This window comes from Sinorhizobium sp. 7-81 (assembly GCF_030124405.1).
Classification (GTDB): Bacteria; Pseudomonadota; Alphaproteobacteria; order Rhizobiales; family Rhizobiaceae; genus Sinorhizobium; species Sinorhizobium psoraleae.
Genome location: NZ_JASKLT010000007.1, coordinates 272,689 through 297,901, shown reverse-complemented (window position 1 = coordinate 297,901; position 25,213 = coordinate 272,689). Strand labels below are relative to the sequence as shown.

The window sequence follows — 25,213 nt, the reverse complement described above, 5'->3', positions numbered from 1 at the left end:
GCAGACGCTGGAGACGAAGATCTCCTCGCTCCTGCCGGCGCAGAAGGCAAGCGCCGAGGCGGCACTCGCCCAGGCTCAGGTGGACTTGGACAAGACGACGGTGCGCGCCGGCGTCGCCGGTACCGTGCAGCAATTTACCCTTCGGCCCGGCGACATCGTCAATCCGATGATCCGCACCGCTGGCGTCCTCGTGCCCGAACAGGCCGGGCGCGTGGCGCTTGTCGCCGGTTTCGGCCAGATAGAGGCGCAGGTGATGAGGGCCGGGATGATCGCCGAGGCGACCTGCATCGGCAAGCCCTTCACCATCATCCCGATGGTGGTCACGCAAGTACAGGACGTCATCGCCGCCGGCCAGTATCGGCCGACGGATCTGCTCGTCGACGCCCAGCAATTGGCACGTCCCGGCACGCTGACGACCTATCTGGAGCCGCTCTATGCGGGCCAGCTTGCCGGCATCCCGCCGGGAAGCAGCTGCATCGCCAATGCCTATACCAGCAATCACGACGAGCTGGAGTCGGGGAACATCGGCACGCTGCGGTGGCTGTACCTGCATATGGTCGATGCGGTCGGGCTGGTGCATGCGGCGATCCTGAGACTCCAGGCGCTGCTGCTTCCCGTCCAGACCCTTGTCCTCAGCGGCCATTGATACGGAGGCGACCGGCATTGCGGTTCACTCCCCCTCGCCTGCCGCTGCTTGCGAATCTTCGCGGCTACAAGGCGAGTTGGCTGAGCGGCGACATCTCCGCAGGCCTGGCGATCGCTGCCGTGGGTTTGCCGAGCGCCATCGCCTATCCGGCGATCGCCGGCCTTCCGCCGGAAGCCGGCCTCTACGCCAGCATCACGCCGCTCATCGCCTATGCGCTCTTCGGCCCGTCGCGGCGGCTGATCGTTGGGCCGGACGCCCCGACCATGACGGTGCTGGCAGCAGTGCTCACCACCGTCTATGCCGCGCCGGGGGTGGCTGAGGACCGGGTCGCCGTGGCGGCACTGCTGGCGCTCGCCGTCGGCGCCCTGTGCCTGATCGCGCGCGCGGTCCGGCTCGGTGTGCTCGCGACCTTCCTGTCGCGCCCGATCCTGATCGGCTTTTTCGCCGGCATCTCGCTTTCGATCCTGATCGGCCAGATCGATCGCATCACCGGCATCGATATCGAGGCCGAGGGCCTGATCACTCCTATCCTCGAACTTGTCGGCAAGGCCGGATCGATCCACTGGCCGTCCCTCATACTGGCGACCGTGTCGTTCGCGCTCCTGCAGGCGGCGCGCATCGTGCATTCGCGCATTCCCGGGCCAGTCCTGGTCGTCGTGCTCTCGGTGCTGCTGTCGGCCCTGTTCGATTCGAAGGACAGGGCATCGCGGTCGTCGGCGAAATCCCCCGCGCGTTGCCGTCCTTGACGCTGCCGTCGGTCGCGGGCCTCCACCTCCAGTCGCTCCTGCTTGGCGCCGGGGCCATCTTTCTGGTGAGCTTCGGCTCCGGCATCATCGCCGCCCGCAGCTTCGGAACCAGGGGCGGCTACGTGGTCGATCCGAACCGTGAACTCGAAGGTTTCGCAGCGGCGAACATTGCCGCCGGCCTCTTCGGCGCCTTTCCCGTCACCGCCTCGGACTCGCGCACCGCGGTGAACTTCACCGTCGGAGGCCGGTCGCAGATCGCGAGCATCGTTGCAGCGGCGGCACTGATGGCGATCCTCCTGTTCTTTGGCGACATCCTGCGCATCCTGCCGATCCCCACGCTCGGTGCGGTGCTGGTGGCGACCGCCCTCAGCCTGATCGATCTTTCCGCCCTGAGGGCGATCTGGCGCATCAGCCGCATGGAGTTCATCTTCGCGCTGATCGCATTGTTCGGGCCGATCAGCTTCGGTGTCCTGGAGGGCGTGGTTACTGCCATCGCCGCGACGCTGGTCTACATTTTGCGCAAGACCATGTTTCCGCGTGACGCCTTGCTCGGCCGCGTTTCCGGCCGTGACGGCTTCTACAAGCTGCATCGCGTTCCCGCCGCCCGCCCGGTGCCCGGCTTCACCGTCTACATGGTCCAGGGCAGCCTGCTTTTCTTCAACACCGATTACGTCCGGGCACGCCTGCGCACCGTCACTAACGAGCTGCCGGCCGATACCCGGTGGTTCGTGATGGATGCGAGCGCGATCGCCCAGATCGACATCTCGGCGGCCGCGATGCTCGAGGAGGTTCATGACGATCTCGGCAAGCGCGGCATCGCGCTTGCGATCGCCGAGCTGCATTTCGAGGCCCGCGAAATCCTCGAGCGGGCCGGCGTGATCGCGAAGATCGGTCCCGAAGATGGTCTTCGAGGATCTCGAGGATGCGCTGGACGCTTTCGAAGCGGCTGATCGCAAGGCGACCGCCGCAGAGAGGAAAAGTGTGTAAGCTGTCCTCCATCCGGAATTGCAGTTCAATGATCGAGGCCCGGTGACAATCGCAGGAACGGACCGGCGCGCTTGACGCCGCGTGGCGTCAGGAATACCTTGACCGTCAAGATATTCCTGACAGGAGGAGGCAACGATGAGCGCTGAACCGAAAGTCTCGGAATCTCGCGCGTCGACGGAGGCCCTGCCGCAGTCGGAAACCTATTATTGCTCGTTCTGCCTGCGGCCGAGCCACGAGGTCGACAAGCTGGTGGCTGGCCACGGCCGCATCTTCATCTGCGACGAGTGCGTTGCGACCTGCAACGACTACATGCTCACCGGAACGTCCGAGCGGCCGGCCCGCGCGCCGCTGGAGGAGGCGCCGACGGAAAGGCTGCTTTCTCTGCTGAAGCCGATAGAGGAAACGGTCGAAGGCAAGAGCAACCAGCTCCAATCCGTCGTGGAAACCTTGCGGTCGCGACGCGTGAGCTGGGCCCATATCGGCCAGGCGCTGGGCATATCGCGGCAAGCGGCCTGGGAACGGTTTTCCTAAAGCATAGCCGCCCGGCGCCTCACGCCGCCGGATATCCGGCCTGCCTGCGATATTCCGCGACCAGCCCCTCATAGGCTTCGAACGGCGGCAGCGCCTCGTAGCTGTGGACGGCGGGCGTTGTCGCCCAGGGCAGTTTCTCGCTGGTCCAGGTTTCGACGAAGGGCGAGAACCAGCTCGGGTCGTCGAGCATCGTCGCGCGGAGATTGACGAACCAGTCCATACCCTCGGGCCACGTGAACATCCAGCTCATGCAGTGCGGACAGAAATAGTGCCGGCTCGCGCCATGCAGGCCGCCGATCACCGGCTCGCCCTTCGTGACAGAAAACCCCTCGCTCGGGATCGCGGCGCTCAGCGAGAAGGCGCTGGCGGTCATCCGCTGACAGCCGGTGCAATGGCAGGCCATTGTCAGGAGCGGCGGAGCGCTGACCTTGAATCTCACTCCGCCGCAGCGGCATCCCCCCTCCCAGAGCAAGTTGCTTTCGGTCATGCTTTTCTCCTTCGGTGTCCGTCGTCGGTGTTGGCTCACCGCCCGGCCTATCAAAACCCCGCTCCAGGCTCGGCCAGATAAGCCTCCTCGGCCGGTGTCGAGGTCCGGCCCAGGATGGCGTTGCGGTGCGGGAACCGACCGAACTGCTCGATCACCTGGCGATGGCGGATGGCATAGTCGAGATAGTCCGCATCGCCGAGTTCGGTGAAAAGTTTTACCGCCATCGTCTGGTCAGCCAGGTTTTCCGAATGCTCGAACGGCATGTAGAAGAAGGCGCGCAATTCCTTGGACACCGCCAGATCGGCGCTCGCGCCGATGGCGAGATTCGCCTCGCGCAGCGCCAGGCAATCGGTGGCGAAGGCGAGTGGCGAGCCGCGATACATGTTGCGCGGCAGCTGGTCGAACAGGATGATGGCGGCGAGCCAGTTGCGGGGCGTCTCGCGCCAGATGTCGTCGAGCTTTCTCGAAAGCGCCAGATGCGAGGCCTGGAAGCGCTGCACGCAATGCCGGTCGAGTTCCTCACTCGGCGTGAACCATTGCTCATAGGAAAGCTCCGTGAACCAGAACTTAAGGACCTCTTCCGGCGTGCAGATCTCGATCTCGTCAGCCATTCCTTGCCTCTCGTGACTTCCGGCCATCAGATAGAGGGCGATCATGCCGTTTCCACCGCCGATCGCAACGCCGTCGGTTCATCGCCGCTTAAGCAGAGCCCGGCCGATGGATTTCGGGGGCTCCGCGCGCAAGACCAGCGACGTCGTCACCGCCCCGAATCTGGCGATCGCGTCGACAATCGTCTCAAGCTCTCCGGGCGATGGAACCAGCACCTTCAGCAGAAAGCAATCCTCCCCGGTCAGCCGCAGCACCTCCACGATATGCGGCATCTCGGCGAACTGCTTGAGACAGGGCCGGATGTTCTCGTGCGTGGTGCGCAGCCGGATGACGGCCATCATGCCCAGTCCGAGCGCGGCCGGGTCGACCCGCGCGCCATACCCGACGATGAAGCCGCGCTCCTCCAGCCGCTTGACACGTTCCGACGTCGCCGGCTGCGAGAGCCCCACCCGGCGCCCCAGTTCCGAGATCGCGATGCGGCCATCGTCCTGCAGCGCTTCGAGGATGGCGATGTCGGTCGGGTCAAGTGTGCGATGATTTTCCACCAATGTCATGTCTGGCCTTTAATTCATCGGATGTCGGAGACGTTTTCCGATAGTTCTGCATTCCAGGCGAAAATGAAAGCCGTCATCCTCTCCCGGTCTTGGAAACGACAGGAGACCCCATGACCACCTTCATCATTCTGCCGGGGATCGGCGGCTCGGGCGATGCCCACTGGCAGACGCGCTGGGAGAACGAAGACCGGAGAATGCGCCGGTTTCGGCCGACGAACTGGGACAGCCCGGACCTGACGGACTGGATTTCCGCGCTGGAGCGGTCGGTCGCCGAGGCGCCCACGCCTCCCGTGCTCGTAGCGCACAGCCTCGCATGCCTTCTCGTCGCACACTGGCAACAGGCTTCCGTCCTGCCGGTCGCCGGCGCGTTCCTTGTGGCGGTCCCGAATCCGCAAGCGGCGGCATTTCCGAGCGAAGCGAAGGGCTTCGCCGACCCACCGACGGCCGCACTTCGTTTTCCCTCCATCATCGTCGCCAGTGCTGACGACCCCTACGGCACCCTGGCGTATGCACAAGCCCGTGCCCGCCAATGGCAAAGCCAGTTCGTTGAAATCGGCGCCTGCGGTCACATCAATGGGGAGAGCGGTCTTGGCCGCTGGCCGGAAGGTTTGAACTTGCTGATGGCATTTGCGGCCGAATGCGTGCCTGTGGCGGGCCTCCAAGCCTAACGAGGGCCGCCAAGGCAAACCGTGCAGTCACGTTACCGAACGGAGCGCCCCGTGACGACACGTGACGGCAGAACGTGGCTCACCCCCGACGCTTGAGAATGCCGATGAAGGCGATGCCGCCGGCAAGGCCGGTGACGATGCCGATCGGCATGTCCTCGGGCGCCATGACGACGCGGGCGATGAGGTCGGCGAGTATCAGCGTCAGAGCGCCGGCAAAGGCCGAAAGCGGGATGACGCGGACATTGTCGCTGCCGGCGAAGAGACGAACGAAATGCGGGATCATCAGCCCGACGAAGCCGATCGCGCCGGAGAACGCCACCATGACGCCGGTGAGAAGCGCGGTGATGACGAAGAGCATCAGGCGAAAGCGGCGCACCGGAATGCCGAGCGTCATCGCCGTCTCGTCGCCCATGGCGAGCGCGTTGATCTCGCGCGCCCGGATGGTGAGCCAGCCGAGGCAGACGGCGAGCGCCAGCGCCGGATAGACGAGATGCGGCCACTGCGCGAGGCCGAGACCGCCGAGCATCCAGAAGATCACGGTGTGAACGGCACGCGGATCGCCGAGGAAAATCAGGAGATTGCCGGCCGCCGTCAGAGTAAATGCGACCGCGACGCCGGAAAGCACGAGGCGGTCGGCGCCCGTGCCGAGCACGCGGCTGACGAGCGCCACCAGCGCAGTGGCGCCGAGCGCGCCGGTGAAGGCGAAGAACGGCACCGTCGCAAGGCCAAGGACAAGGCCGGTGTGGAGCAGCGCGACGATCGCGCCGAGCGCCCCGCCGGCCGAGACGCCGAGGAGATGCGGATCGGCCAGCGGGTTGCGCGTCACCGATTGCAGCACGGCGCCTGTCACCGCAAGGCCCGCCCCGACGAGCGCGGCGAGCACCACGCGCGGCAAGCGCACGTCCCAGACGATGCTCTCGCGGCCAGCCGACCACAGGACCTCGACGCTGCCCGGCGCGATCTTCGCGGCAATGATCGACCAGACGGTCGCAAACGGGATCGGCGCCGAGCCGAGCGAAACGCCAGCGGTGACCGTCAGACAGAACAACAGCGCTGCTGCGAGGAAGAAAAGCGCGGATCTCACGTCGGTTGCAGCCTCCGGGTTTCTCGGACTTGAGGGCCAGATGCCGCGGCATCATTATTGGGAATCATTGGGTTGCAGAGCCTTCTTCATCCGGTCCCGGTGATAAGCAGCCGCTCTTGCACGCCGCCGACGGCGGGGGCTGCCGAATTCCTGTGTCGAGCACGGAAGTGAGGTTCTGGCGTGAGCCATCGCGCCTTCCGCCAGCGCCGCGATGCCGCCGAACGTGCGACAGCAGGCGCGGAAAGCTGACGCAAGCCCTTTCCGGACGTCACGGTCACTCACATCACTTCTGGGTGAAAACTCTTCGCCAGCCGCCGGATCGCCTCGACGTTGCGCGGCCCTGGCGTCGCCTCGACATAGTCGAGCACGACGAAGCGGTCGTTCTTTACGGCGTCCACATTCCTGAAGGCCGGATTGTTCTTCATGAAGGCGATCTTCTGCTCGGCGCTCACCTCGCCGTAGTCGACGATCACGATCACCTCCGGATTGCGGTCGATCACCGGCTCCCAGGAGATTTCCGTCCAGCTCTTCTCGACATCATCAACGATGTTGACCCCGCCGGCCGCCTCGATCATCGCGGTCGGAATGCCGTAACGGCCGGAAGTGAAGGGCTTTTCCTCGCCGGAATCGTAGACGAAGACGCGCACCGGTCGCTCGGCGCCCGTGATCTTGCCGGTGATGTCGGCCAGTTCACGACGGTAGCCCGCTGCCAGCGCTTCCGCCCTCTCCTCGACGCCGAAGATGCGGCCGAGGTTCAGGAGATCGATGAACACGTCCTCCATCGTCGGCTTGCCCTTGGCCATGATGTGGATGCAGCTCTCGGTGAGCTCGTACACCTTGATGCCGAAGGGCGACAACGTCTCCGGCGTCACCTCGCCGCCAATCTTCATGCCATAGTTCCAGCCGGCGAAGTAAAAGTCGGCATCGGCGTTGAGCAGCACCTCCTTGGTCGGGTATTTTTCCGCAAGCTCCGGCAGCGCCTTGACACCCTCGCGCAAGCTTTCGTTCAGCGTCTTCCAGCCGGACACGCCCGTATAGCCAACCATGCGGTCCTGCAATTTGAGCGCCAGCATCATCTCGGTGAGATTGACGTCGTTGGAGATCGCGCGTCGAGGCGTGGCATCGAAGGTGACCTCGCGGTTGCAGCTCTTGACGGTGACGGGATGGGCAAGCGCGGGCGCCGCGGCAAGAGCAAACAGGCCGGCCGCAAAAAGAAGTCTGTTCATCGGGTGGCTCCTGTGGAACTGGAAGCTCGCGCGACGGCAGGCGCTGCGGGCGGCGCGAGCGTGAAGGAAAATCGGGAGCAGCCGGCGGCATCGCCATGCGCCGTCGCGTGGACACCGAAGGCGGCCGAGAGCGCCGAAGGCTGCAGCACCGTCTCCGGCGGTCCGAAGGCGGCAAGCCGCCCCTCCGTCAGGATCGCAACATCGGTCGCGAACTCGGCCGCGAGATTAATGTCGTGCAGCGTCGTGACGATCGTCAGCTTCAGCGTCTGCAGGAGATCGAGGATTTCGAGCTGGTGGCGGATGTCTAAATGGTTGGTCGGCTCGTCGAGGATGATGATCTTCGGTTCCTGGGCAAGAGCGCGGGCAATCAGCACCCGCTGCTTTTCGCCGCCCGAAAGCGTGGCGAACTGCCGTCGCGCCAGATGGGCAAGGTCGAGATGCTCGAGCGCATGCGCGACCCGCTCGCGATCGCGATCGCTCCAGCCGCTGATTCCCTCGCGACGCGGGATCCGTCCCATCATCACGACGTCGCGCACGCTGAAGGGGAAATCGCCGGGCATTTCCTGCAGCACCACGGCGATCGTCCTTGCCGCCTCGCGCGCGGTCATCGCCCAGAGGCTCACGCCGTCGATCTCGACGCGGCCAGCGATCGGCTCGACCGCGCGGTAGAGGCAGCGCAACAGCGAGGTCTTGCCGGCGCCGTTCGGACCGATGATCGCCAACCGGCTGCCCGGCGCGACGGAAAAGCTGATGTTGCGGACGAGGCGGAGACCAGCGCGCGGGCCCCATTCCAGCCCTTCGACGCGGAGGCTGGCGCCCGCGGCGGGATTAGGAAAGGCGTGAAGCGGTTGTCCGCCCGCGTCCCGCGGCCCATTGAACTTGTCACAGCTCATGAAAGTGCCCTCTCCGCTCATTGGAACCGCCCTGCGGTTTCCTCGGAGACGAGCAGCGCTGCCGGAATGCGGGAAAGGCCCCCGTCGTCCGGGCCGAAGCCCGGATGCGGAAAAGCGGGAAACGACTCTCCGTGCGCGTCCTGCTCCGACTGGCCGTCACGCCCGGCCGAGGGCAAGACGCTGCCTTGCGCCTTGGCAAAAGCGGCGGCGAAGCTCACGAGATCATCGATGTTTTCCTCCGGCGAAATGTCGCCGAAGAGGTAGGTCGCTTTGCCGGTCGCCTGGAAGGCGATGGTGCAAGGCCGTGTGCAGGCGGTCATCGCGACGGTGCCGGCGATCGCGAAATCCTGGTCGAGCGGTCTGCCGAGAGCGCAGACGCTGCGGTTCAACTGCGCGAGCAACTCGGCGCCGGGCCGGCACGGCCCTCCGGTGAAGCGGCAATCGGTGCAAAGGGTTATCTTGTGCTGTCGGAAGTCTGATTTCGCCATGGCTCTTTCCCGCCGGGCTGGGCCGGAGAGAAAGTGGCGAAAATGCAAGAAGACGGTAGCCCGCCAAGCAGAAGCCAGTTCTTTTCCATCGGAACACCCCGTCCGTTGTGGTTGATCGGTTCGATGGCAGGTCTCCTGGCTCGCGGGTCGCCGCGCATCCACGTCTTCCCGGCTCGTCGCCAGTGACATGGTGTGAATGCGCTTTCCGCTCACAGTTGCGGGGGCAGCCACGGTTTCGGCCCCTCCTGGGTCGTCCTCACCGTGTTCCCTTTTCAGCCGCTTCCGGGTCACGGAAGCAGCACCATCGCGCCCTTGGTGACATGAATCGCGGTGGCAAGCAACCGGTGGATGAAGGAGGCAGGGAGATATCAACATGGGGGCGTCTCGTTGCGAAGCCATGCATTGTTATTAAATAACATTACATCTGACAAGGTACGGACTCTCGCAAATGTGACGATGGCGCGTGAACCGGAGCGAACGTCTCACGCCGAAAACAGATTTCCGGCGAAGAAGTCCACGAAGACACGACGTTTGGGCGACAGGCAGCGGCTGGAGGCCACATCACCTGGCGCCGGGATGTGTGGCTCGCGACCGGCGGCGAGATCGCCGACTGGTACAGGGACTATCTGAAGGATCAGGCGACGACGCGATGAACCACCGGGTCTATCTCAGCGGCCAGACCCATAACAGCATCGGCACGGCAACGAGCACGATGACGATGGAAAGAGGCAGGCCGAGGCGCGGATAGTCGCTAAAGCGGTAGCCGCCGGGACCCATGACCAGCGTGTTGCACTGGTGGCCGATCGGGGTCAGGAAATCCGAGCCCGCGCCGATTGCCACCGCCATCAGGAAGGCATCCGGCCGGTATTCGAGCGCCGCGGCGAAACTCGCGGCGATCGGCGCCATGACGAGCACGGTCGCGGCATTGTTGAGGAACGGCGTGACGGCCATCGCTGCGATGAGGATGAGGGCAAGCGCGCCCGCGGGCGGGAGGCCCGAGGCAACGCCGCTCAGCCAGCCGGCTATAAGGTCCGAGCCGCCGGTGGTGCGCAGCGTGTCGCTGACCGGGATCAGAGCCGCCAGCATGACGAGGATCGGCCCGTCGACTGCGCGGTAGACGTCGCGCAACGGTATCACGCGGAAGACCACCATGGCCAGCGCCGCCGCGAAAAACGCGACCGGTACCGGCACGACGCCGATCGCGGTCGCCCCCATGGCTGCGGCGAGCACGAGCAGCGGCACCGTCGCGCGGCGGATTGTGCCGAGCAGGATTTCGCGCTGGGCAAGCGGCAGGCAGCCGAAATCCTGCAGGAAGGGCGGCAGATCGCGCCGCGTCCCCTGCAAGACGACGATGTCGCCGGCCTGCAGCCGGATGCTGCCGAGACGCTGCTTCAGCCGCTCGCCCTGGCGGCTGACGGCCAGGAGATTGATGTTGTGATTGTTGAAGAGTGCCAGCCGCTGCGCCGTCATGCCGACGAGCGGCGAGCCGCTGGCGATCACCGCCTCGACCGCCTCGATGTCGGCCGGCGCCTTGCCGTTGCTGGCTGCCGGCGAGCGGTCGCCGGAAATCCTGAGCTTCGCCTGGGAAACGATGCGGTCGAGCGCCGCCGGCCCGCCTTCGAGCAGCAGGATATCGTCGGCCTCGACCTTGATATCGGGCAGCGGTGCCAGATGTGTGCCGCGCCGGAAGATGGCGATGACGACGGCGCCGCCGTCGCCGAGCTTGACCAGGTTTCCGAGCGGCTTGCCAATCCCAGGCGAACCGGCCGGGACGATCGCTTCGGACGTGTAGTCCGTGATTTCGATCGCCTGGTTGACGGAAACGTGCTGGCTCTTGCGCTCCGGCACCAGCCTGTAGGCGAAAAGCAGGAACACCGCGCCGACCGCCGCCAGCGATGCGCCGACGGGGGTGAAATCAAACATCGTGAAGCTTTCGCCGGTCAGATCCTGCCGCATCCGCGAAACGACCACGTTGGGCGAGGTGCCGATCTGCGTCATCAGCCCGCCGATCAGCGAACCGAAGGCCATCGGCATCAGGAACACCGAAGGCTGCACATTCGACCGGCGCGCGAACTGGAAGGCGACCGGGATCATGATCGCCAGCGCCCCGATATTCTTGATGAAGGCGGAAAGCACCGTGACGGTGACGACGAGAAGCGCGAGTTGCGCCCTCACCGAGGTCAGGTCCGGCAGGAAGCGTTGGATTGCCGCGTCCACAACGCCGGAGCGCGCAACACCCGCACTGACGATGAGCGCGCTGCCGACGATGATGACGATATCGTCGCTGAAGCCGTCGAAGGCATGGTCGAAGGGCACGATGCCGACCGCGACCGAGAGCATCAGCGCCGAACACGCGACAATGTCGTAGCGGAAGCGGTCCCAGATGAAAAAGGCCATCATGGTGCCGATGACGAGAAACGAGAGCGATTGTTCGGCGGTCATGGGCAGTACCTGAAGCAACGCGGGTCGGGCGATGGCCTTCCAAAAAGCGGCCTACGCAGGCAGCCGCAACGAAACGCGCGAACAGGAGTTCGTGCGACCGTGGCCCTCCGGCGAGTCCGGCTCCTTACATCCTTCAAAGCGGCCACCGGATGCAACAGAATTCGCATCGAAGCACCAAACGTCACCAGGAAACTGCACCGAGACTCGTTGGTTCCTTTGATCGTTGTTGAAGAAGGAATAAGATATGCAGCCAGTCTAGCGTGTATCAACGGGCCGCTCGCGCAATGGAGAGGGGCGCAATCGCCGGAGCCAAGGAAAACCGTCATGAAGATCGCCCTGCCCGCCATTTGCCTGGGTTTTCTGCTCGCCGCCTGCGCCTCCACCGCCCCGCCGTCGATCGGCTACTCGCGCAATCTCGAGCCCATTCCCGGCAGCATAACCTATGGCGGGCAGCCGCGCACGAAGCTGACCAAGGCGCCAGTCGGCAGCATCGTGCCGCACCGGTTTCGGGACAAATTCGGCCGTCAGGTCTCCGAAACCTATGTCATAGAGCCGGACCGTTCGCTGCAATTGATAAGTCGCCGCATCGACTATGACCTCCCCAGCGACCGATAGGATGGATCGCCATGAAACATGCCTCGCCCGCCCTCCTTGCCGCCCTGCTGCTTGGCGCCTGCACGGCCACGCCGCCGCCGTCGGTCGGCTACGGGCGCTATCTCGAGCCCATTCCCGGCAGCATAACCTATGGCGGCCAGCCGCGCACGAGGCTGACCAAGGCGCCGGTCGGCAGCATCGTGCCGCACCAGTTCTTCGACAATTTCGGCCACCGGGTCTACGAAACCTATGTGATCGAACCGGATCGCTCGTTGCGACTCGTTGGCCGTCGCATCGACTATGATATTTTCGGCGATATGGACGATTGATGTTCGGTTCGGTTTCGGACGGCGGCGCCCCGCGGTGGCCGCTATTCCCCGCCGCCGAGCGAGTGAACGAAGACCGCGAGTTGCTTGACCGTGGTGTCGCCGATGCGAGGCAGCCATGCCGGCATGACGCCGTGTTTCGGCGCCTTCATCTGGTTGATGATCGCCTGCTCGCCCTCGCCATTCAGCCAGATGGCGTCGGCAAGGTCAGGCGCGCCCATCTCGCGGCTGCCTTTCGCATCCTCGCCGTGGCACGAAGCACAGTTGTCCGCGAAGAGCTGCTTGCCGGGCTCGACCAGCGCCGGATTCGACGGCGTCCCGGTAAGGCTCACGACAAAGGCCGCCGTCTGCTTCAACTGCTCGGGCTCCAGCATCTCCGCGAAGGACGGCATCTCGGAGACGCGGGTCTCGCCGTCGCTGGCATGGCGGATGCCGTGCGCGATCGTCTGGTAGATCTCGTCGGGCTTGCCGCCCCAGAGCCAATCGTCGTCGTTCAGGTTCGGGAAGCCTTTCCCGCCCGCCGCACCGGAGCCATGACACTGCGCACAGTTCACCTTGAAGGCGGAAGCACCGGCGGAAACGGCGAACTGCTGCAGTTGCGGATCGGCAATGATCTCATCGAGCGAACTCGAAGCGATCCGCTCCAGGTTGCCGGCCTGCGCCGCCTTGGCATTGGCAAGCTCGACGCTGACCTCGGAGCGGCTCGAATAGCCGAGCACGCCTTTGGTCGCGTCCGTCAGCATCGGCCACGAGGGGTACGCGATTGCGTAGCCTATTGCCCAGATGATCGTGGCGTAGAAGCTGTAGACCCACCAACGCGGCATCGGGTTGTTGAGCTCGCGAATGCCGTCCCACTCATGACCGGTGGTCTCGACGCCGCTGATCTCGTCAATGTGTTTATCCGCCATGGATCAATCCTCCTTACGAGCGGCATGAGGAAAAGTGTGCAGCGGTTTTCCGCCCGCATGCCGTTCTGACTTCTCAGAGCCGATCACATCGTGATCGAAGGGGATAAAGGCGGCCTGATGGGCGGCATTCCTGGCGCCCGGCCGGAAGATGAAAACGACGACACCGAGGAAGAAGAGCACCATGGCGACGAGGCCCCAGCTGTCGGCGAAGTGGCGCATGAGCGTGTAGGTTTCCATGTCGGTTTCCCTCCTCAGCGATAGCCGGTGGTGTCGTCATAGGTGGAGAAGTCGACGAGCGTGCCGAGCATCTGGAGATAGGCGATGAGTGCATCCATCTCCGTCAGCTTTTGCGGATCGCCGTCGAAATCGCCGAGCTTGGCTTTCGGGTAACGCTCCTCGACACCGGCGGTGTCGGCGTTGGCATCGGCCTGCGCCTTGAGGTCCTGAGCCGCGTTATCGATCATCTCGTCCGTGTAGGGGACGCCGACGGCCCTGTTGGCCTTGAGGTTCATCGCGACGTTCGTCACCTCGAGCGGCGTTTCCTTGAGGAAGGCGTAGCTCGGCATCACCGATTCCGGCACGACCGAGCGCGGCTCGATCATGTGCTGGACGTGCCATTCGTTGGAGTAGCGGTCGCCGACGCGGGCAAGGTCCGGCCCTGTGCGCTTCGAGCCCCATTGGAACGGATGGTCGTACATCGACTCCGCCGCCAGCGAGTAGTGCCCGTAGCGCTCGACCTCGTCGCGGAACGGCCGGATCATCTGGCTGTGGCAGACATAGCAGCCTTCGCGGACATAGATGTCGCGTCCGGCAAGCTCCAGCGGCGAATAGGGTCGCATGCCTTCGACCTTCTCGATGGTGTTTTCGAGATAGAAGAGCGGCGCGATTTCCACGATGCCGCCGATCGAGACGACGAGCAGCGAGCCGACCAGGAGGAGCGTGGCATTTCGTTCGAGGGTGGCGTGTTTGTCGAGAATGGACATCGGTCTGTCCTCCTATTCCGCAGGCTGCGGCAGCGGCGTCGCACCGAGGATCGGGGCTTCGTCGCGCACGCGTCCGAGGATGGTCATTGTTACATTGAAGGCCATGAGCAGCGCCCCGGCGAGGAACAGGCCGCCGCCGACGGCACGCAGCACATAGTAGGGGAACATGGCCGCGACTGATTCCGCGAAGGAATAGACGAGGAAGCCCTGGTCGTCGTATTCACGCCACATCAGCCCCTGCTGGATGCCGGCGACCCACATGACGGCGGCGTAGACGACGATGCCGAGGGTGGCGAGCCAGAAGTGCCAGTTGACCATGCGCATGCTGTAAAGCCGCTCGCGGTTCCAGAGCTTCGGGACGAGATAATAGATCGCGCCGAAGGTGATGAGCCCGTTCCAGCCGAGCGCGCCGGAATGCACGTGGCCGATGGTCCAGTCGGTATAGTGGCTGAGCGAGTTGACCGTCTTGATCGACATCATCGGCCCTTCGAAGGTCGCCATGCCGTAGAAGGCCACGGACATGACCATCATGCGGACGATGGGATCGGTGCGGACCTTGTCCCAGGCGCCCGAAAGCGTCATCAGGCCGTTGATCATGCCGCCCCAGGAGGGCATCCAGAGCATGACGGAGAAGACCATGCCAAGGGTCTGCGCCCAGTCTGGCAGCGCCGTATAATGGAGATGGTGCGGACCCGCCCAGATGTACATGAAGATCAGCGCCCAGAAGTGGATGATCGACAGCCGGTAGGAGTAGACGGGGCGGTTCACCTGCTTGGGGATGAAGTAATACATCATCGCCAGGAAGCCGGCCGTCAGGAAGAAGCCGACGGCGTTATGGCCGTACCACCATTGCGTCAGCGCGTCCTGAACACCCGAGAAGGCCGAGTAGCTCTTCGAACCGAAGAAGGAGACCGGCACCGCCAGATTGTTGACGATGTGCAGCATGGCGATGGTGACGATGAAGGCGAGATAGAACCAGTTCGCCACATAGATATGCGGCTCCTTGCGCACCAGGATCGTGCCGAGGAACGCAACGAGGTAGGCGACCCAGACGATCGTCAGCCAGAGGTCGACATACCATTCAGGCTCGGCATATTCGCGGCTCTGGGTGATGCCGAGCAGGTAGCCCGTTGCCGCCAGCACGATGAAGAGCTGATAGCCCCAGAATACGAACCAGCCGAGATTGCCGCCGAAGAGGCGTGCGCGGCTGGTGCGCTGGACGACGTAGAACGAAGTTGCGATCAGCGCGTTGCCACCGAAGGCGAAGATGACGGCGGAGGTGTGCAGTGGCCGGACGCGCCCGAAATTGAACCAGGGCTCGACATTGAGGTCCGGGAAGGCAAGCTGTAGGGCCGCGATAACGCCGACCAGGAAGCCGACGACGCCCCAGAATACCGTGGCGATGACGCCGTATTTCACGACCTCGTCGAAATATTCCGACCGCGGGGGTGCCGCCGCACCCGCGACCGCCGGGCGGAACTCGATCCGCTGCAGCAACAGGATCGTGCCGCCGAGCAGCACGAAGAACAGCACCCACATATGCGCCCCGAAAAGGCGATCTTGAGCGAAGCCGGCCCCAACCAGCGCCAGGAAGGCGCCGACCCCGAGCACGATCATCTCGAATGTGTATTTCATGGTTGGGTCCCCAACTTTCTCAAATCGCTGACGACGGCGCACTGAACGACGCATGCCGCCGCAACCTGCCCTGATCTGTCAGAATCGCGCGCCGGCAACCTTGATTCAGATCAAGGCCCGCGCTCACCCATCGACACATGTTGCGAACATGGAGGCGGCACGTGAAGCGATGGTGGGAAGGGCCGGAGCGCATGAGAGCAAAAATCAACGGCCGAACGTTAGGGACACTTCCCTCGGCTTTTACAGGGTCGCCGGTTGAGCCGCTGAGCTGGTTGGCCGGCGCCCATCAGGACCAGCTCGCGCTCTGCGACAGCTTGGAAGCCATTGCCGACAGCCTGCCGGATGAGATCAACCGTGGGACCTGCGCCTATGCCGCAAAGATGATCGGACCGATGATCAGGGATCTTCATGCCGGCGAGGAAAGGCTGGTCTTTGCCTGGATCGAGCAGCGCTTCCCGGACGACACGTCGGTGCATGCCGTGCTTGAGCGCCTGAAATACGAGCATTGCGAAGACGAGTGTTTCGCCGAGGAACTGACCGAAATGCTCGGTCGCCTTGGCGCGGCGGACAGGACCGTCAATGCCGAGACCGCCGGCTACATGCTGCGCGGCTTCTTCACCAATGTGCGCCGCCACATCAGCTTCGAGCAGGAGTGCCTTCGCAGCATGCTTGTCCGGCGTTCAGGCAAAACGCCCTGCTAATTTCCCGCAACCAGCCTGCTGGAGTTAAGCCACTTTGGAGTAGATATCGAGTTTGTCGCTGGAGACGAATCCGTTCCGGCGGTAGAACTCGGATACTCTGCCCGAGTGTTGCGATACCAGCCATACTTTGTGACACCCCGCCGCTTTTGCCGCCTCGACGATGGCGCCGAGCAGTGCCGTTCCGACACCGGCACCCTGCGCACCTGGAAGCACCGCAACCTCCTCCAGGTACAGCAACTGGCCCGCATAGTGTCGATGCCGTGTGCCGATTGTAATTCCAACGAGATTATCTGCATCCCAAGCCGCTAACGCTATTCGCCTGGGCGCTGCCAAGAGCTGCGAGACACGCTCAGTTGCGGCTTCGACTGACCAGTCCTCATTCCAAGGAGGCGCGGCGTATGCGCGAGAAATGATGGTTGCTGCCGCTTCGAGGTCTGCCTCGTTCATCTGGGTGATCAAAAAAGACATGCGTTCAGATTTCATCAATGACCTTCCACAGTATGTCTCTCGAACACCGGCGATGTGAGCGTTTCGAACCGGCGGACTCCGCCGCCTGCAGTCAATCGTGCTCAGCTTCCGTGATGGGCAAGAGTCGCAAACATCTCGAAATCGTCGCGCAATTTGCTGCTGAAATCTACCCTAGCGATAGCGTTCCAAGAAATGAACGCGGTTGTTGAAATTAATGCACAGTTGGAACAAACTGCCGCTGATACATAGTCGGCAGCTTTCCTCCGGCCCTGGGCACATCTTCTGCATCGGGTCGCGTCGTGAAGGACAAAATGGCTTTCTTTCTGCAGACCTTTGGAGGTTTGAGGCTCGTCGACTCGGAAAGCAACCACGTTGCTTTCCCCGAAAAGGGATTGCTGATTCTCGTTTACTTGCTCACAACCTCAAATGGTTCCGCGTATCGACAGGAGTTGGCTGCGTTCTTGTGGAGCAACGAGGACAAGGCGGTTTCGCTTTCGAACTTGCGTAAGACCGTTTCGAGAATAAAGACTCGCCAAGATGAACTCGGAGCGCAGTTCCTTTCCTTCACGGAAACCATGATTTACGTTGATCGGGGGTCTCTGTCCTCCGATCTCCTGTCGATTGACAAAGAGGGTGTGGCAGAGCCTGTTGCTCGGCTCATGCGCCTCACAGACCTACTGAAGCAGTCTTTCATCGGGAAGGTTGACTGCCACAGCTCCGATTTTGACAGCTGGCTTGCGGAACGCAGAAATCAGCACAAGGGCCTTCTCAAAGATTCGCTGGAACGAGCGGCACCTTTGGCCCGCACCCAAGCCGAATCTGAAGTCGTCAAGGATGCGGCTATCCTCCTCTTCCGAGCCGAACCCGCGGATCCGGATACGCTCCAGTTCCTCGTGAAAATATTTGGCGCGGAAAGAGACGTTGAGGAGCTGCGACGGTTTTTTGAGCAGAGAAGCAGTTCAATTTCGCGGGGCATCGATGCTCTTAGCGCTGCCATCGACAAGAAATCGGCAAAGATCCCCGCCAAGGTACGAGCGCACTCATCTGATGCCGGCATATCCGGCATCAAAGCAGAAATTCCTCGCCTTGTGTTGCTGCCTCCGACCAATCAATCCAGCCGTCCCGACGCTGGCCTCGTCGCCGCATCGTTGATCGAAGATATTACGATCGGATTTTGTGCCCTCAACAGCCTCCAGGTTATCGCCCCCCATTCGGCCGTTCGAATTGGCCACGATATGGAGGACCAGGTTGCGTTCTTCGAGCACCATTCGGTCACCTACGTTCTCGACACCCGGATCAGCAGCCTGGGCGGCGAAGTGACGTTATTCGCCCAGCTAATCTTCCTTCCCGATAGCGAGATTACCTGGGCGGAGAGATTCGGCCTCGGTCATCTTGACCTCGTTCGCGATCGAAGAGTGATTTCGCGACGCATCGCACTTTCTGTTTCCAGTGAGATCGAGCGGCATGAAACGACACGCTCCTATCTTGAGCTGAACCCGATTGCCTACCATCGATATCTTGTCGGCAGACCGCACCTTAATCGACTCACGCTTCCAAACTTGCGACGTGCGCGCAAGGAGATGAAAGCCGCGCTGCAAGCAAGTCCTGATTTCGCGCCGGCGCTGAGCGCCATGGCCCGAACCTACTCAAAGGAGTGGTTGTTAACGGCACGAGGCGATATCGATCTTTTGAAGACGGCGGAGACTTTCGCAGCGCAGGCCATGGGAGCGCGCGCGGACCTAGCCGATGGCTATCGCGAATTTGGCGTTGCCAAATTGTTGCAGGGTGCATTCGATGAAAGCGCTGAAGCGATGGAATTGGCAGAGACGCTTGGTCCGCACTACGCGGATGTCATCGCCGACTACGCGGATACGTTGGTCCATTGTTCGCGCCCTGCCATGGCCTTGCAGAAGATTGAGCGCGCGATCGAGTTGAACCCTCTCAGCCCGGACGCTTATCTTTGGACCGCTGCGGGAGCCAACTACGCTCTCAGCCACTTCGAGGCGTCGCTGGATTATATCAGCCAGATGGAAGATCCCAGCTTGGCGGACAGGCTTTCAGCCGCCAATTGGGCGATGCTGGATCACATGGATAAGGCGCGTTTTTTTGTGCGCAGAGTTCGCGAAGCCAATCCGGCTTTCGACGTCGACCAGTGGCTGGCCGCCGTTCCGAGTAAGGAGCAATGGCACAAGGATCTCTACCGTGAAGGACTAAAGAAGGCAGGATTTTAACCGCAAATCTGCAACCGGGGAAATAAAGCAATGGCTAGAGTTATCGTCATTAGCATAGCGGGTGAAGAAGGTCTCTGGGTGGTCGATCTGGATGCCGGGAGCGTAGTGCCTCTCGATCCGCCCAAGGCAGGGGGGCTCAAGACAGTGACCGACCTTCGCGCAAGCGGCACAATCGTGGCGAAGGGCGTGGACATTGCGGTGGTCGTCAGGTCAGCCGAGGCCGCATTTTCAGGTCACTATGATGGCTAGCCTGTAAACCCAGTACGGCCCTTGAAATCCGACAGCGCAGATATCGCAGCCGGTGATCACGCCGTCAACGACTGCCTCGCTGTGCCTTGCAGCAGCGCCATTGATCGACGGCGCTGCGGCTCAGGATCGAAGTCGATCATCATCGACCGCGCCGCGTTGCGTTTCTCTCAGCGCGGATTATCGATTTCCCGGAAGCACGACGCCGACATCGGCGCGCTACGGCCCCTACCCTTAGCGCTCAGGCCGCAATTGCCCTGCGTCGGTCGGCATGCTCCTGTATGACCAGGATCGCGCCGATCAGCTTGCCGTTGCTCGACAGGCATGGCGTCATGCGGCAGCGAACCACCACCGTCCGTGCATCGACGGTCTTGGCAAAGGTGTAGTCGACGACTTCGCCGCCGAAGCAGCGGTCAAGATGGGCCTTCACGCGTTGCTCGAAGCGCTGGAGGCCGATGAACTCGACGATGTGCCGGCCGATGAGATCAATCGGCCTGCTTTCGAGATGATTCGCATTCAAGGGATTGGTATAGAGATAGCGGTAGTCCGGCGTGATGACGGCGATCCGGTCGGGAAAGCAGTCGAGAATCGCCTCGTTGAGCAATCCCTCGTCGGCGCGCCCCTTGCTCGGCAATATTGCCCGACGGTCGAGGTCGAGACCGGCGAGGTTCGCCACCCCCGTCGCCGCGAAATAACGATCGATCAGCGATTGAAGCAGGTGCGAATGGCGCAGCACGCAGGACATGTCGTCCGCCTCGGCGCGCAGGATGTCGACCAGGAACTGAAACTGCAGCCGGGCGTCTTCCACGCTCGCGGCCTTCTCGTCGTAAACCGCGCTCAGGATAGGATCAAGCTCACGATCCAGAATGCCGATCAGGTGTTCGTCAGCCACGCTCACGGCATACTGCAACTGCGAATATTTGAACCAGAACAGTTCAATCAGTGCGTTCAATTCGAATCCCCATTCCCCACGGCAATGCCGCGTCGATGCACTTCAAGCCAGACGGTAATGTCGCAGACGATATCCGGGTTTTGATGATTTCCCCTCGATCCCAAAACTGCAATGCGCCTGTCACCCACAGCGCTTGCAGCAGCCCCCATACCACAACGATGAGTTTACACTCATTGCGGCATCGTTCAACAGCGAGAAAGCGCGCGCTTCAAGCATTTTCGGATCATGGCAATGAGCGACTCGGGGACACGCAAAAGGGCAGCCGAGTAGCGAGCCGGCAGCCAGAATCGAGAGCGCACAGCGATAATCTCGGGCTAACTCCTCCGGTTGAAGATCGCTGCTGGCGCCCCTGATCTTCCGTGATACATTGCAATTCGGGATTATATCCGGATCGAGGGGGCACGCATGATGCGGGGACTTTATCGGCTTGGCATTCGGATTTCGGCGCTAGCGATATTTCTCCCGGCGGCCCTATGGTCCCTGCCGGCATCCGCAACGGACCCTTACGCCTCGAACAACGGTCTCTATCCGACGGCGAGCGAATGGAGCGGCCCTTACCGCAGCTTGAACTACAACTATCCGGAAACAGCCGGCAACAAGTGGTTCGCGGTTGCGCCACGCATGCCGCTGAACATCGAAAATGCCGGCGACTATGTTGCCAAGCTCAAGGCCTTCGTCGAGCCGAACATGCGGGCGATGATCGATGCGCCGGACACCTGGGATCCGGCCGCGAATGGCTGGTATGGAATGATCTGGCAGGGCGCCGGCACCGCTGGCCCTAACGGCGTCGTCGATCCGGAGAGCGGGCAGGAAGCCATCCTCGGCTCGTTTTCCGGACAGATAATCACTCAAGGGACGTTCCAGGACTCTGGCCTGACGGTCAATATGCAGAACCATACGGTCATCTATTACGATGCCCTCTCCGCCACGATGCTGAAGAAACTCTGGGCCGATCCGTTCAGGCCAAATCGAACGGCGGTGTCGTTCCCGGAGGGCGGGATGGTGGTCAAGGCGGCGGCGGTGACCCCGACGCCGGAGCAATGGCCCGTCGTCGAGGGCTCCGGCATCTGGAATGTCTATCGTCCGACCGTCGAGTCGCTCCAGGGGCCGGACTACGATCCCTACACCAACGCCAAGGCCGTGGTCGTGCCGCTCCGGGTGCTGCAATTCGATATCATCGTGAAGGACACGGTCGCCTCCCCGCAGACCGGCTGGGTCTTCGTCACCTACGTCTATGACAAGGATGCCCCGGGCGCGACTGCCTGGGACAAGCTGGTGCCGCTTGGCGCCATGTGGGGCAACGACCCGGCTTTCGCACGTGAACCGAACGGCACTGACCCGAAAGGCGGCCCCCTGCAAGAGACATGGATCAATCAGAAGGCGCCCGCCTATGCGCTCTCTTCGCTCGGCTGGGGCGGCCGGCTTTCCGGTCCGATCGACGTCTCGGAACGCCACAACGTGCTTCTGACCGACGGCAGCCGGGTCCCGATGCAGCGGGCCTCCTCCTGTCTCAGCTGCCACGGCACCGCGCAGTTTCCCTTCGTCGCAAACCTGTATCCTTCTCCGAACAAGGCCTTTCCGCGCGAAGGAACGCTTTTCCCGATGTATCCGCCCGGCTCGGAGATGTGGGCGCGCTGGTTCCAGAACAGACCGGGGTCAAAACCGCAGAACGACAATGAGGATGCGGTCGCGCTCGACTACGACATGCTGATCATGTTTGCCCTCAGTGCCTTCGACGCCGCCGCCGGCAACGACGTCTTCGTTCAAGAACATGTCGACGTCCACTAGGCACCCGGGCGACCGGCTCGGCGCGCTGATCGCACAGGGACCGGCGGAGCCCTCCGACATGCCCTCGCAGCACCGGCAACTGACCGTGATGTTCGCCGATCTCGTTGGCTCGACCGCGCTCCTGGAGGAACACGGGCCGGAGGCATTCAGCGACCTGCTGCGCATCTATCACAACCTCTGCACGGAGGCGACGCGGACGCAGGACGGGACGGTGGCGAACTATCTGGGCGATGGCGTCATCAGCTACTTCGGCTATCCGCGCGGCACGGAGGATGATCCGCTGCGGGCCGTGCAGGCCGCTTGGACGATCCTTCAGAACCTTGAGCAGCTCAACCGCAAGCTGGCGGGTGCCCGGCTTGCGGCGCGGATCGGCATTGCGACCGGGCGTGTCATCATTCATCAGAAACCGGGCGACTACTACGGCGAGAACGTCGTCGGCGCCTGTCTGAACAAGGCGGCACGACTGCAGACGCTCGCCTCGGCGAATACGGCGGTCGTCTGCGCCGCGACACGCAAGCTGGCGGGAAAGGCATTCGATTTCGAGGATCTCGGTCCGCAAGATCTGAAGGGGTTCGAGCAGCCGGAGGTCGTCTTCAGGCTGCGGCCGCGACGGCGCAAGGGCCTCAGCCGTTTCGAGGCGTTGCGCGGCGAGCGCCGCACCCCGCTCGTCGGCCGCGACCGAGAGCTCGCACTGTTGCGCAAATTGATGGCGCGCGCCGCCGGCGGGTCGGGTGGAGCCGCGGTTCTCGTCGGCGAACCCGGTATCGGCAAGTCGCGACTGATCGACGTGTTGCGGCGCGATCGAGCGATGGAAAGCGCTCGCTTTCTGTCTCTGCAATGCTCGCCCGCCCACCAGTTTTCATCGCTTCATCCCGTCAAGGACTATCTCGACTGGGTGTCCGGCGTGAATGCCGACGATGCGCGGGACGTCCGGCGCGACAAGCTTCGGCGGCTTTTCCAATCGGCCTGGCAGACGGACGAGGAACAAACCGCGGTGCTGATGGACGTGGTTGCGTCGAGCGGCCCGGAGCAGGAAGCGAATGCCGATATCGGCATTCTCCTCAAGAGGCGCATGGCCTTCCAGATCTTGTCCAAGAAGGTGTTCAGCACGGCCGTGCCCGGGCACCCGCTGTTGCTGGTTTTCGAGGACGTGCACTGGATCGACCCCACCTCTGCGGAATTCCTCGAAAATCTGGTCAGGAACGCCGCTGACCATGCCTGCACCGTGCTGACCACGACCCGGCCGGAGGGCCCGTTTGCGGGACGGCTGAGTGCACTGGGCGAAGTCGTGCAATTGGAGCGGCTGAGCGATGCACAGTCCGTCGAACTCGCTAAGGCGACCGGCCTTGCTGCCGGCATGGACGAGGAAACGCTGCATGTCATCGTCGAAAAATCCGATGGCGTCCCGCTCTTCGTCGAGGAATACGCCTCCATGCTTGCGGAAAACCTCGGCGGGCGAGAAAAGGGCGAAGGTCAGAAGGTGCGGCGCGACGTTCCCATGACTCTTGGCGGGCTCGTGCAGAACAAGCTCGACCGGCTCAATCCCCATGCCCAGAAGGTCGCGAGGATCGGGGCCACGGTCGGGCGCGTCTTCGACCTTCAACTGGTCCGCTCCCTGTCGGCACTCGGCCGGACCACCTTCGACAAGGCGCTCGCCACGCTCGAAGCCGCCGATATCGCTCATAGGGGAACGGCATCCGGAAGCCAGCCGGCGGCGATCTTCAAACATGCCCTGGTGCAGGATGCGGTATACGGATCGCTGAGCACGGCCGAGCGACGCCGGCTGCACGGCCTCGTGGCCGACGCCATGCTCGCGGACAAGGGTGGGCGCCGGATCACCGCCGAGGTACTGGCCGATCACCTGCTTGCCGCCGGACGCAACAGGGAGTCGGCCGAATGGCGCTTGACGGCCGCGATGGCGGCGGCCGGAGAAGGAAGCGCGGCGGAGGCGCTGGCGCATATCACCCGTGGTCTGGCGGCGACGGAGCTATTGCCGGCAGGCGACGAACGCGACGACGTTGAACTGCGGCTGCGGGCGATCGAAGGTCCGACGCTCATGGTGACCCGCGGCCCGGGCAACCCCGCCTTTGGCGCCGCCCAGGCGCGTGCGCTGGAATTGCTGCGCCGTCAGAACAAACCCGACAACTTGGTTCCCGTCATCTATAACACGGCCTTGCATGACTGGGCGTGTGGCAGGCTCGCCGAGGCGGACCGGGTAAACGACGAGATTTTCGCGATATTGGACGCGGAACCATCGGATGCGGCCTACCTCGCCGCCCATACGATGCGCGGCCTCGTCGCCTGGCATCGCGGCGATAATCCGGCTGCGCTCGAACACCTGAGCGCCACCGTCGCGCGCTATGATCCCGCGCTACACCGCGAGTTCTACATGCGCTTCCTCAAGGAATTCGGCGTCTTCGGGCGGTTCTATCTCGGCCTGACGCATACCGTCATGGGGAAGACCGCCGAGGGTGCGAAGCATGCAAAGGCGGCGCTCGAACTTGCAAAGCTGGTCAAGCGGCCGCACGTTTACGGTTTCGCACTGCTCGCCAACTTCGTAACCGCCATGCTGCGCGACGATGTGCCGACGGCATCCCGTTACAGCGAAGAAGGCATCGAATTCGCCGGCCGTCAGGGCTTTCCAGAAATGGTCGCCATGTCGATGATCTGCCAAGGCTGGGCGAAGGCGAAACGGGGCGCGATCGATACCGGTATCCACCAGATGGAGGAAGGCTCCGCCCTTTGGGCGATGACCGGCTTCGCGAACTGGCAGGCCTATTTCGCAAGCCTGCTTTCCGACGCCTATGTGGCCGTCGGGCGGCTCGACGAAGCACGCGCGCTGCTGGACCGGCACGATGAAAGGGTGGCGCGTTTTGGCGAGGCCCAGTTCGAGCCGCTGCTGGCGAAGTCGCGGGCGGTGCTCTTGGCCGCAGCCGGCGACTCCGGTGGCGCAGCCGCTGCCATGCAGATCGCGCGTGAACGCGCGGCACGCAACAAGGCGGCGCTTTGGATGGGCTAGC

Annotated in this window: 22 protein-coding genes, 4 pseudogenes and 1 riboswitch; of the genes and pseudogenes, 12 read left to right on the top strand and 14 right to left on the bottom strand. The window is 63.1% G+C overall.

The annotated features are described in order from the left end of the window. The 4 genes and pseudogenes from QN224_RS23135 to QN224_RS34075 all read left to right on the top strand — a co-directional run. Window positions 1-646, top strand: a pseudogene (locus QN224_RS23135) (HlyD family secretion protein); the annotation flags it as partial. Beyond that, a pseudogene (locus QN224_RS34085) lies at window positions 538-1,772 on the top strand (SulP family inorganic anion transporter); the annotation flags it as partial. The pseudogenes QN224_RS23135 and QN224_RS34085, both read left to right, overlap by 109 nt. Before the next feature lie 36 nt (window positions 1,773-1,808). Next, complete coding sequence (locus QN224_RS34080) at window positions 1,809-2,342, top strand: STAS domain-containing protein (protein ID WP_369292612.1); 534 nt, start codon at window positions 1,809-1,811, stop codon at window positions 2,340-2,342. A 220-nt stretch (window positions 2,343-2,562) separates the two neighbouring features. Beyond that, a pseudogene (locus QN224_RS34075) lies at window positions 2,563-2,691 on the top strand (ClpX C4-type zinc finger protein); the annotation flags it as partial. A gap of 238 nt (window positions 2,692-2,929) precedes the next feature. Here the strand turns inward: QN224_RS34075 and QN224_RS23120 are convergent. The 3 genes from QN224_RS23120 to QN224_RS23110 all read right to left on the bottom strand — a co-directional run bounded on the left by QN224_RS23120 (window position 2,930) and on the right by QN224_RS23110 (window position 4,560). After that, complete coding sequence (locus QN224_RS23120; RefSeq protein ID WP_283978522.1) at window positions 2,930-3,397, bottom strand: GFA family protein; 468 nt, start codon at window positions 3,395-3,397, stop codon at window positions 2,930-2,932. Window positions 3,398-3,447: 50 nt separating this feature from the next. Beyond that, on the bottom strand, window positions 3,448-4,008 hold the full coding sequence (locus QN224_RS23115) for a DUF924 family protein (RefSeq protein WP_283978536.1): 561 nt from the start codon (window positions 4,006-4,008) through the stop codon (window positions 3,448-3,450). 78 nt (window positions 4,009-4,086) lie between these two features. Then, entirely contained in the window at window positions 4,087-4,560 is a 474-nt protein-coding gene (locus QN224_RS23110; protein ID WP_173512880.1) for an Lrp/AsnC family transcriptional regulator, read from the bottom strand. 110 nt (window positions 4,561-4,670) lie between these two features. On the opposite strand from QN224_RS23110, the gene QN224_RS23105 reads away from it, so the two are divergent. Further along, entirely contained in the window at window positions 4,671-5,228 is a 558-nt protein-coding gene (locus tag QN224_RS23105; RefSeq protein WP_283978521.1) for an alpha/beta hydrolase, read from the top strand. Window positions 5,229-5,307: 79 nt separating this feature from the next. Here QN224_RS23105 and QN224_RS23100 read toward each other — a convergent pair whose 3' ends face one another. The 5 genes from QN224_RS23100 to QN224_RS23080 all read right to left on the bottom strand — a co-directional run bounded on the left by QN224_RS23100 (window position 5,308) and on the right by QN224_RS23080 (window position 11,361). Beyond that, window positions 5,308-6,312 carry an iron ABC transporter permease gene (locus QN224_RS23100; RefSeq protein ID WP_283978520.1) on the bottom strand — a complete coding sequence of 335 codons (1,005 nt, stop codon included), beginning with the start codon at window positions 6,310-6,312 and terminating at the stop codon, window positions 5,308-5,310. Between the two features lie 278 nt (window positions 6,313-6,590). Further along, a complete protein-coding gene (locus QN224_RS23095) occupies window positions 6,591-7,538 on the bottom strand; it encodes an ABC transporter substrate-binding protein (RefSeq protein WP_283978519.1) in 948 nt (315 codons plus the stop codon). Beyond that, on the bottom strand, window positions 7,535-8,431 hold the full coding sequence (locus QN224_RS23090; RefSeq protein WP_283978518.1) for an ABC transporter ATP-binding protein: 897 nt from the start codon (window positions 8,429-8,431) through the stop codon (window positions 7,535-7,537). The genes QN224_RS23095 and QN224_RS23090 overlap by 4 nt, the downstream gene beginning before the upstream one ends. A 17-nt stretch (window positions 8,432-8,448) precedes the next feature. Further along, window positions 8,449-8,919: a DUF1636 domain-containing protein gene (locus QN224_RS23085; protein ID WP_283978517.1), complete on the bottom strand. Its 471-nt coding sequence runs from the start codon at window positions 8,917-8,919 to the stop codon at window positions 8,449-8,451. 107 nt (window positions 8,920-9,026) lie between these two features. After that, a riboswitch (cobalamin riboswitch) is annotated at window positions 9,027-9,240 on the bottom strand. 342 nt (window positions 9,241-9,582) lie between these two features. Further along, window positions 9,583-11,361, bottom strand: a complete 1,779-nt coding sequence (locus QN224_RS23080; protein ID WP_173512874.1) for an SLC13 family permease — start codon at window positions 11,359-11,361, stop codon at window positions 9,583-9,585. 324 nt (window positions 11,362-11,685) lie between these two features. On the opposite strand from QN224_RS23080, the gene QN224_RS23075 reads away from it, so the two are divergent. Further along, a complete protein-coding gene (locus QN224_RS23075; protein ID WP_173512873.1) occupies window positions 11,686-11,976 on the top strand; it encodes a hypothetical protein in 291 nt (96 codons plus the stop codon). An 11-nt stretch (window positions 11,977-11,987) separates the two neighbouring features. Continuing rightward, window positions 11,988-12,284, top strand: coding sequence for a hypothetical protein (locus QN224_RS23070; protein WP_269283921.1), 297 nt, complete (start codon window positions 11,988-11,990; stop codon window positions 12,282-12,284). A 41-nt stretch (window positions 12,285-12,325) separates the two neighbouring features. On the opposite strand, the gene ccoP is transcribed toward QN224_RS23070, so the two are convergent. The 4 genes and pseudogenes from ccoP to ccoN form a co-directional block, all read right to left on the bottom strand. Beyond that, a complete protein-coding gene (gene ccoP / locus QN224_RS23065) occupies window positions 12,326-13,189 on the bottom strand; it encodes a cytochrome-c oxidase, cbb3-type subunit III (RefSeq protein WP_283978516.1) in 864 nt (287 codons plus the stop codon). Between the two features lie 87 nt (window positions 13,190-13,276). Continuing rightward, window positions 13,277-13,426, bottom strand: a pseudogene (locus QN224_RS23060) (cbb3-type cytochrome c oxidase subunit 3); the annotation flags it as partial. Between the two features lie 14 nt (window positions 13,427-13,440). Continuing rightward, complete coding sequence (gene ccoO, locus QN224_RS23055) at window positions 13,441-14,172, bottom strand: cytochrome-c oxidase, cbb3-type subunit II (protein WP_283978515.1); 732 nt, start codon at window positions 14,170-14,172, stop codon at window positions 13,441-13,443. Between the two features lie 12 nt (window positions 14,173-14,184). Further along, window positions 14,185-15,807 (bottom strand): cytochrome-c oxidase, cbb3-type subunit I, encoded by a 1,623-nt coding sequence (gene ccoN / locus QN224_RS23050; RefSeq protein WP_283978514.1) that lies wholly within the window; start codon window positions 15,805-15,807, stop codon window positions 14,185-14,187. 191 nt (window positions 15,808-15,998) lie between these two features. On the opposite strand from ccoN, the gene QN224_RS23045 reads away from it, so the two are divergent. Beyond that, on the top strand, window positions 15,999-16,508 hold the full coding sequence (locus QN224_RS23045) for a hemerythrin domain-containing protein (RefSeq protein WP_283978513.1): 510 nt from the start codon (window positions 15,999-16,001) through the stop codon (window positions 16,506-16,508). A 24-nt stretch (window positions 16,509-16,532) separates the two neighbouring features. Here the strand turns inward: QN224_RS23045 and QN224_RS23040 are convergent, their stop codons facing one another. After that, complete coding sequence (locus QN224_RS23040) at window positions 16,533-16,991, bottom strand: GNAT family N-acetyltransferase (RefSeq protein ID WP_336621122.1); 459 nt, start codon at window positions 16,989-16,991, stop codon at window positions 16,533-16,535. Between the two features lie 296 nt (window positions 16,992-17,287). Here QN224_RS23040 and QN224_RS23035 point away from each other — a divergent pair, with 296 nt between their 5' ends. Then, window positions 17,288-19,207 (top strand): hypothetical protein, encoded by a 1,920-nt coding sequence (locus tag QN224_RS23035; protein WP_283978512.1) that lies wholly within the window; start codon window positions 17,288-17,290, stop codon window positions 19,205-19,207. Between the two features lie 30 nt (window positions 19,208-19,237). Then, window positions 19,238-19,456, top strand: a complete 219-nt coding sequence (locus QN224_RS23030; protein ID WP_283978511.1) for a hypothetical protein — start codon at window positions 19,238-19,240, stop codon at window positions 19,454-19,456. 238 nt (window positions 19,457-19,694) lie between these two features. Here QN224_RS23030 and QN224_RS23025 read toward each other — a convergent pair whose 3' ends face one another. Continuing rightward, window positions 19,695-20,405 carry a PAS domain-containing protein gene (locus QN224_RS23025; RefSeq protein ID WP_269283941.1) on the bottom strand — a complete coding sequence of 237 codons (711 nt, stop codon included), beginning with the start codon at window positions 20,403-20,405 and terminating at the stop codon, window positions 19,695-19,697. 405 nt (window positions 20,406-20,810) lie between these two features. Here QN224_RS23025 and QN224_RS23020 point away from each other — a divergent pair, with 405 nt between their 5' ends. Both QN224_RS23020 and QN224_RS23015 read left to right on the top strand, forming a co-directional pair. Beyond that, a complete protein-coding gene (locus tag QN224_RS23020) occupies window positions 20,811-22,193 on the top strand; it encodes a hypothetical protein (protein ID WP_283978510.1) in 1,383 nt (460 codons plus the stop codon). Next, window positions 22,177-25,212, top strand: a complete 3,036-nt coding sequence (locus QN224_RS23015; RefSeq protein ID WP_283978509.1) for an AAA family ATPase — start codon at window positions 22,177-22,179, stop codon at window positions 25,210-25,212. Before QN224_RS23020 ends, QN224_RS23015 begins: the two co-directional genes overlap by 17 nt. Window position 25,213: the final 1 nt, after the last annotated feature.

Bases quoted from the DNA above. Each gene is read 5' to 3' on its own strand.
- QN224_RS34080 (WP_369292612.1), top strand. From the start codon at position 1,809: ATGGAGTTCATCTTCGCGCTGATCGCATTGTTCGGGCCGATCAGCTTC.
- QN224_RS23120 (WP_283978522.1), bottom strand. From the start codon at position 3,397: ATGACCGAAAGCAACTTGCTCTGGGAGGGGGGATGCCGCTGCGGCGGA.
- QN224_RS23115 (WP_283978536.1), bottom strand. From the start codon at position 4,008: ATGGCTGACGAGATCGAGATCTGCACGCCGGAAGAGGTCCTTAAGTTC.
- QN224_RS23110 (WP_173512880.1), bottom strand. From the start codon at position 4,560: ATGACATTGGTGGAAAATCATCGCACACTTGACCCGACCGACATCGCC.
- QN224_RS23105 (WP_283978521.1), top strand. From the start codon at position 4,671: ATGACCACCTTCATCATTCTGCCGGGGATCGGCGGCTCGGGCGATGCC.
- QN224_RS23095 (WP_283978519.1), bottom strand. From the start codon at position 7,538: ATGAACAGACTTCTTTTTGCGGCCGGCCTGTTTGCTCTTGCCGCGGCG.
- QN224_RS23090 (WP_283978518.1), bottom strand. From the start codon at position 8,431: ATGAGCTGTGACAAGTTCAATGGGCCGCGGGACGCGGGCGGACAACCG.
- QN224_RS23085 (WP_283978517.1), bottom strand. From the start codon at position 8,919: ATGGCGAAATCAGACTTCCGACAGCACAAGATAACCCTTTGCACCGAT.
- QN224_RS23080 (WP_173512874.1), bottom strand. From the start codon at position 11,361: ATGACCGCCGAACAATCGCTCTCGTTTCTCGTCATCGGCACCATGATG.
- QN224_RS23075 (WP_173512873.1), top strand. From the start codon at position 11,686: ATGAAGATCGCCCTGCCCGCCATTTGCCTGGGTTTTCTGCTCGCCGCC.
- QN224_RS23070 (WP_269283921.1), top strand. From the start codon at position 11,988: ATGAAACATGCCTCGCCCGCCCTCCTTGCCGCCCTGCTGCTTGGCGCC.
- ccoP (WP_283978516.1), bottom strand. From the start codon at position 13,189: ATGGCGGATAAACACATTGACGAGATCAGCGGCGTCGAGACCACCGGT.
- ccoO (WP_283978515.1), bottom strand. From the start codon at position 14,172: ATGTCCATTCTCGACAAACACGCCACCCTCGAACGAAATGCCACGCTC.
- ccoN (WP_283978514.1), bottom strand. From the start codon at position 15,807: ATGAAATACACATTCGAGATGATCGTGCTCGGGGTCGGCGCCTTCCTG.
- QN224_RS23045 (WP_283978513.1), top strand. From the start codon at position 15,999: ATGAGAGCAAAAATCAACGGCCGAACGTTAGGGACACTTCCCTCGGCT.
- QN224_RS23040 (WP_336621122.1), bottom strand. From the start codon at position 16,991: ATGAAATCTGAACGCATGTCTTTTTTGATCACCCAGATGAACGAGGCA.
- QN224_RS23035 (WP_283978512.1), top strand. From the start codon at position 17,288: ATGGCTTTCTTTCTGCAGACCTTTGGAGGTTTGAGGCTCGTCGACTCG.
- QN224_RS23030 (WP_283978511.1), top strand. From the start codon at position 19,238: ATGGCTAGAGTTATCGTCATTAGCATAGCGGGTGAAGAAGGTCTCTGG.
- QN224_RS23020 (WP_283978510.1), top strand. From the start codon at position 20,811: ATGATGCGGGGACTTTATCGGCTTGGCATTCGGATTTCGGCGCTAGCG.
- QN224_RS23015 (WP_283978509.1), top strand. From the start codon at position 22,177: ATGTCGACGTCCACTAGGCACCCGGGCGACCGGCTCGGCGCGCTGATC.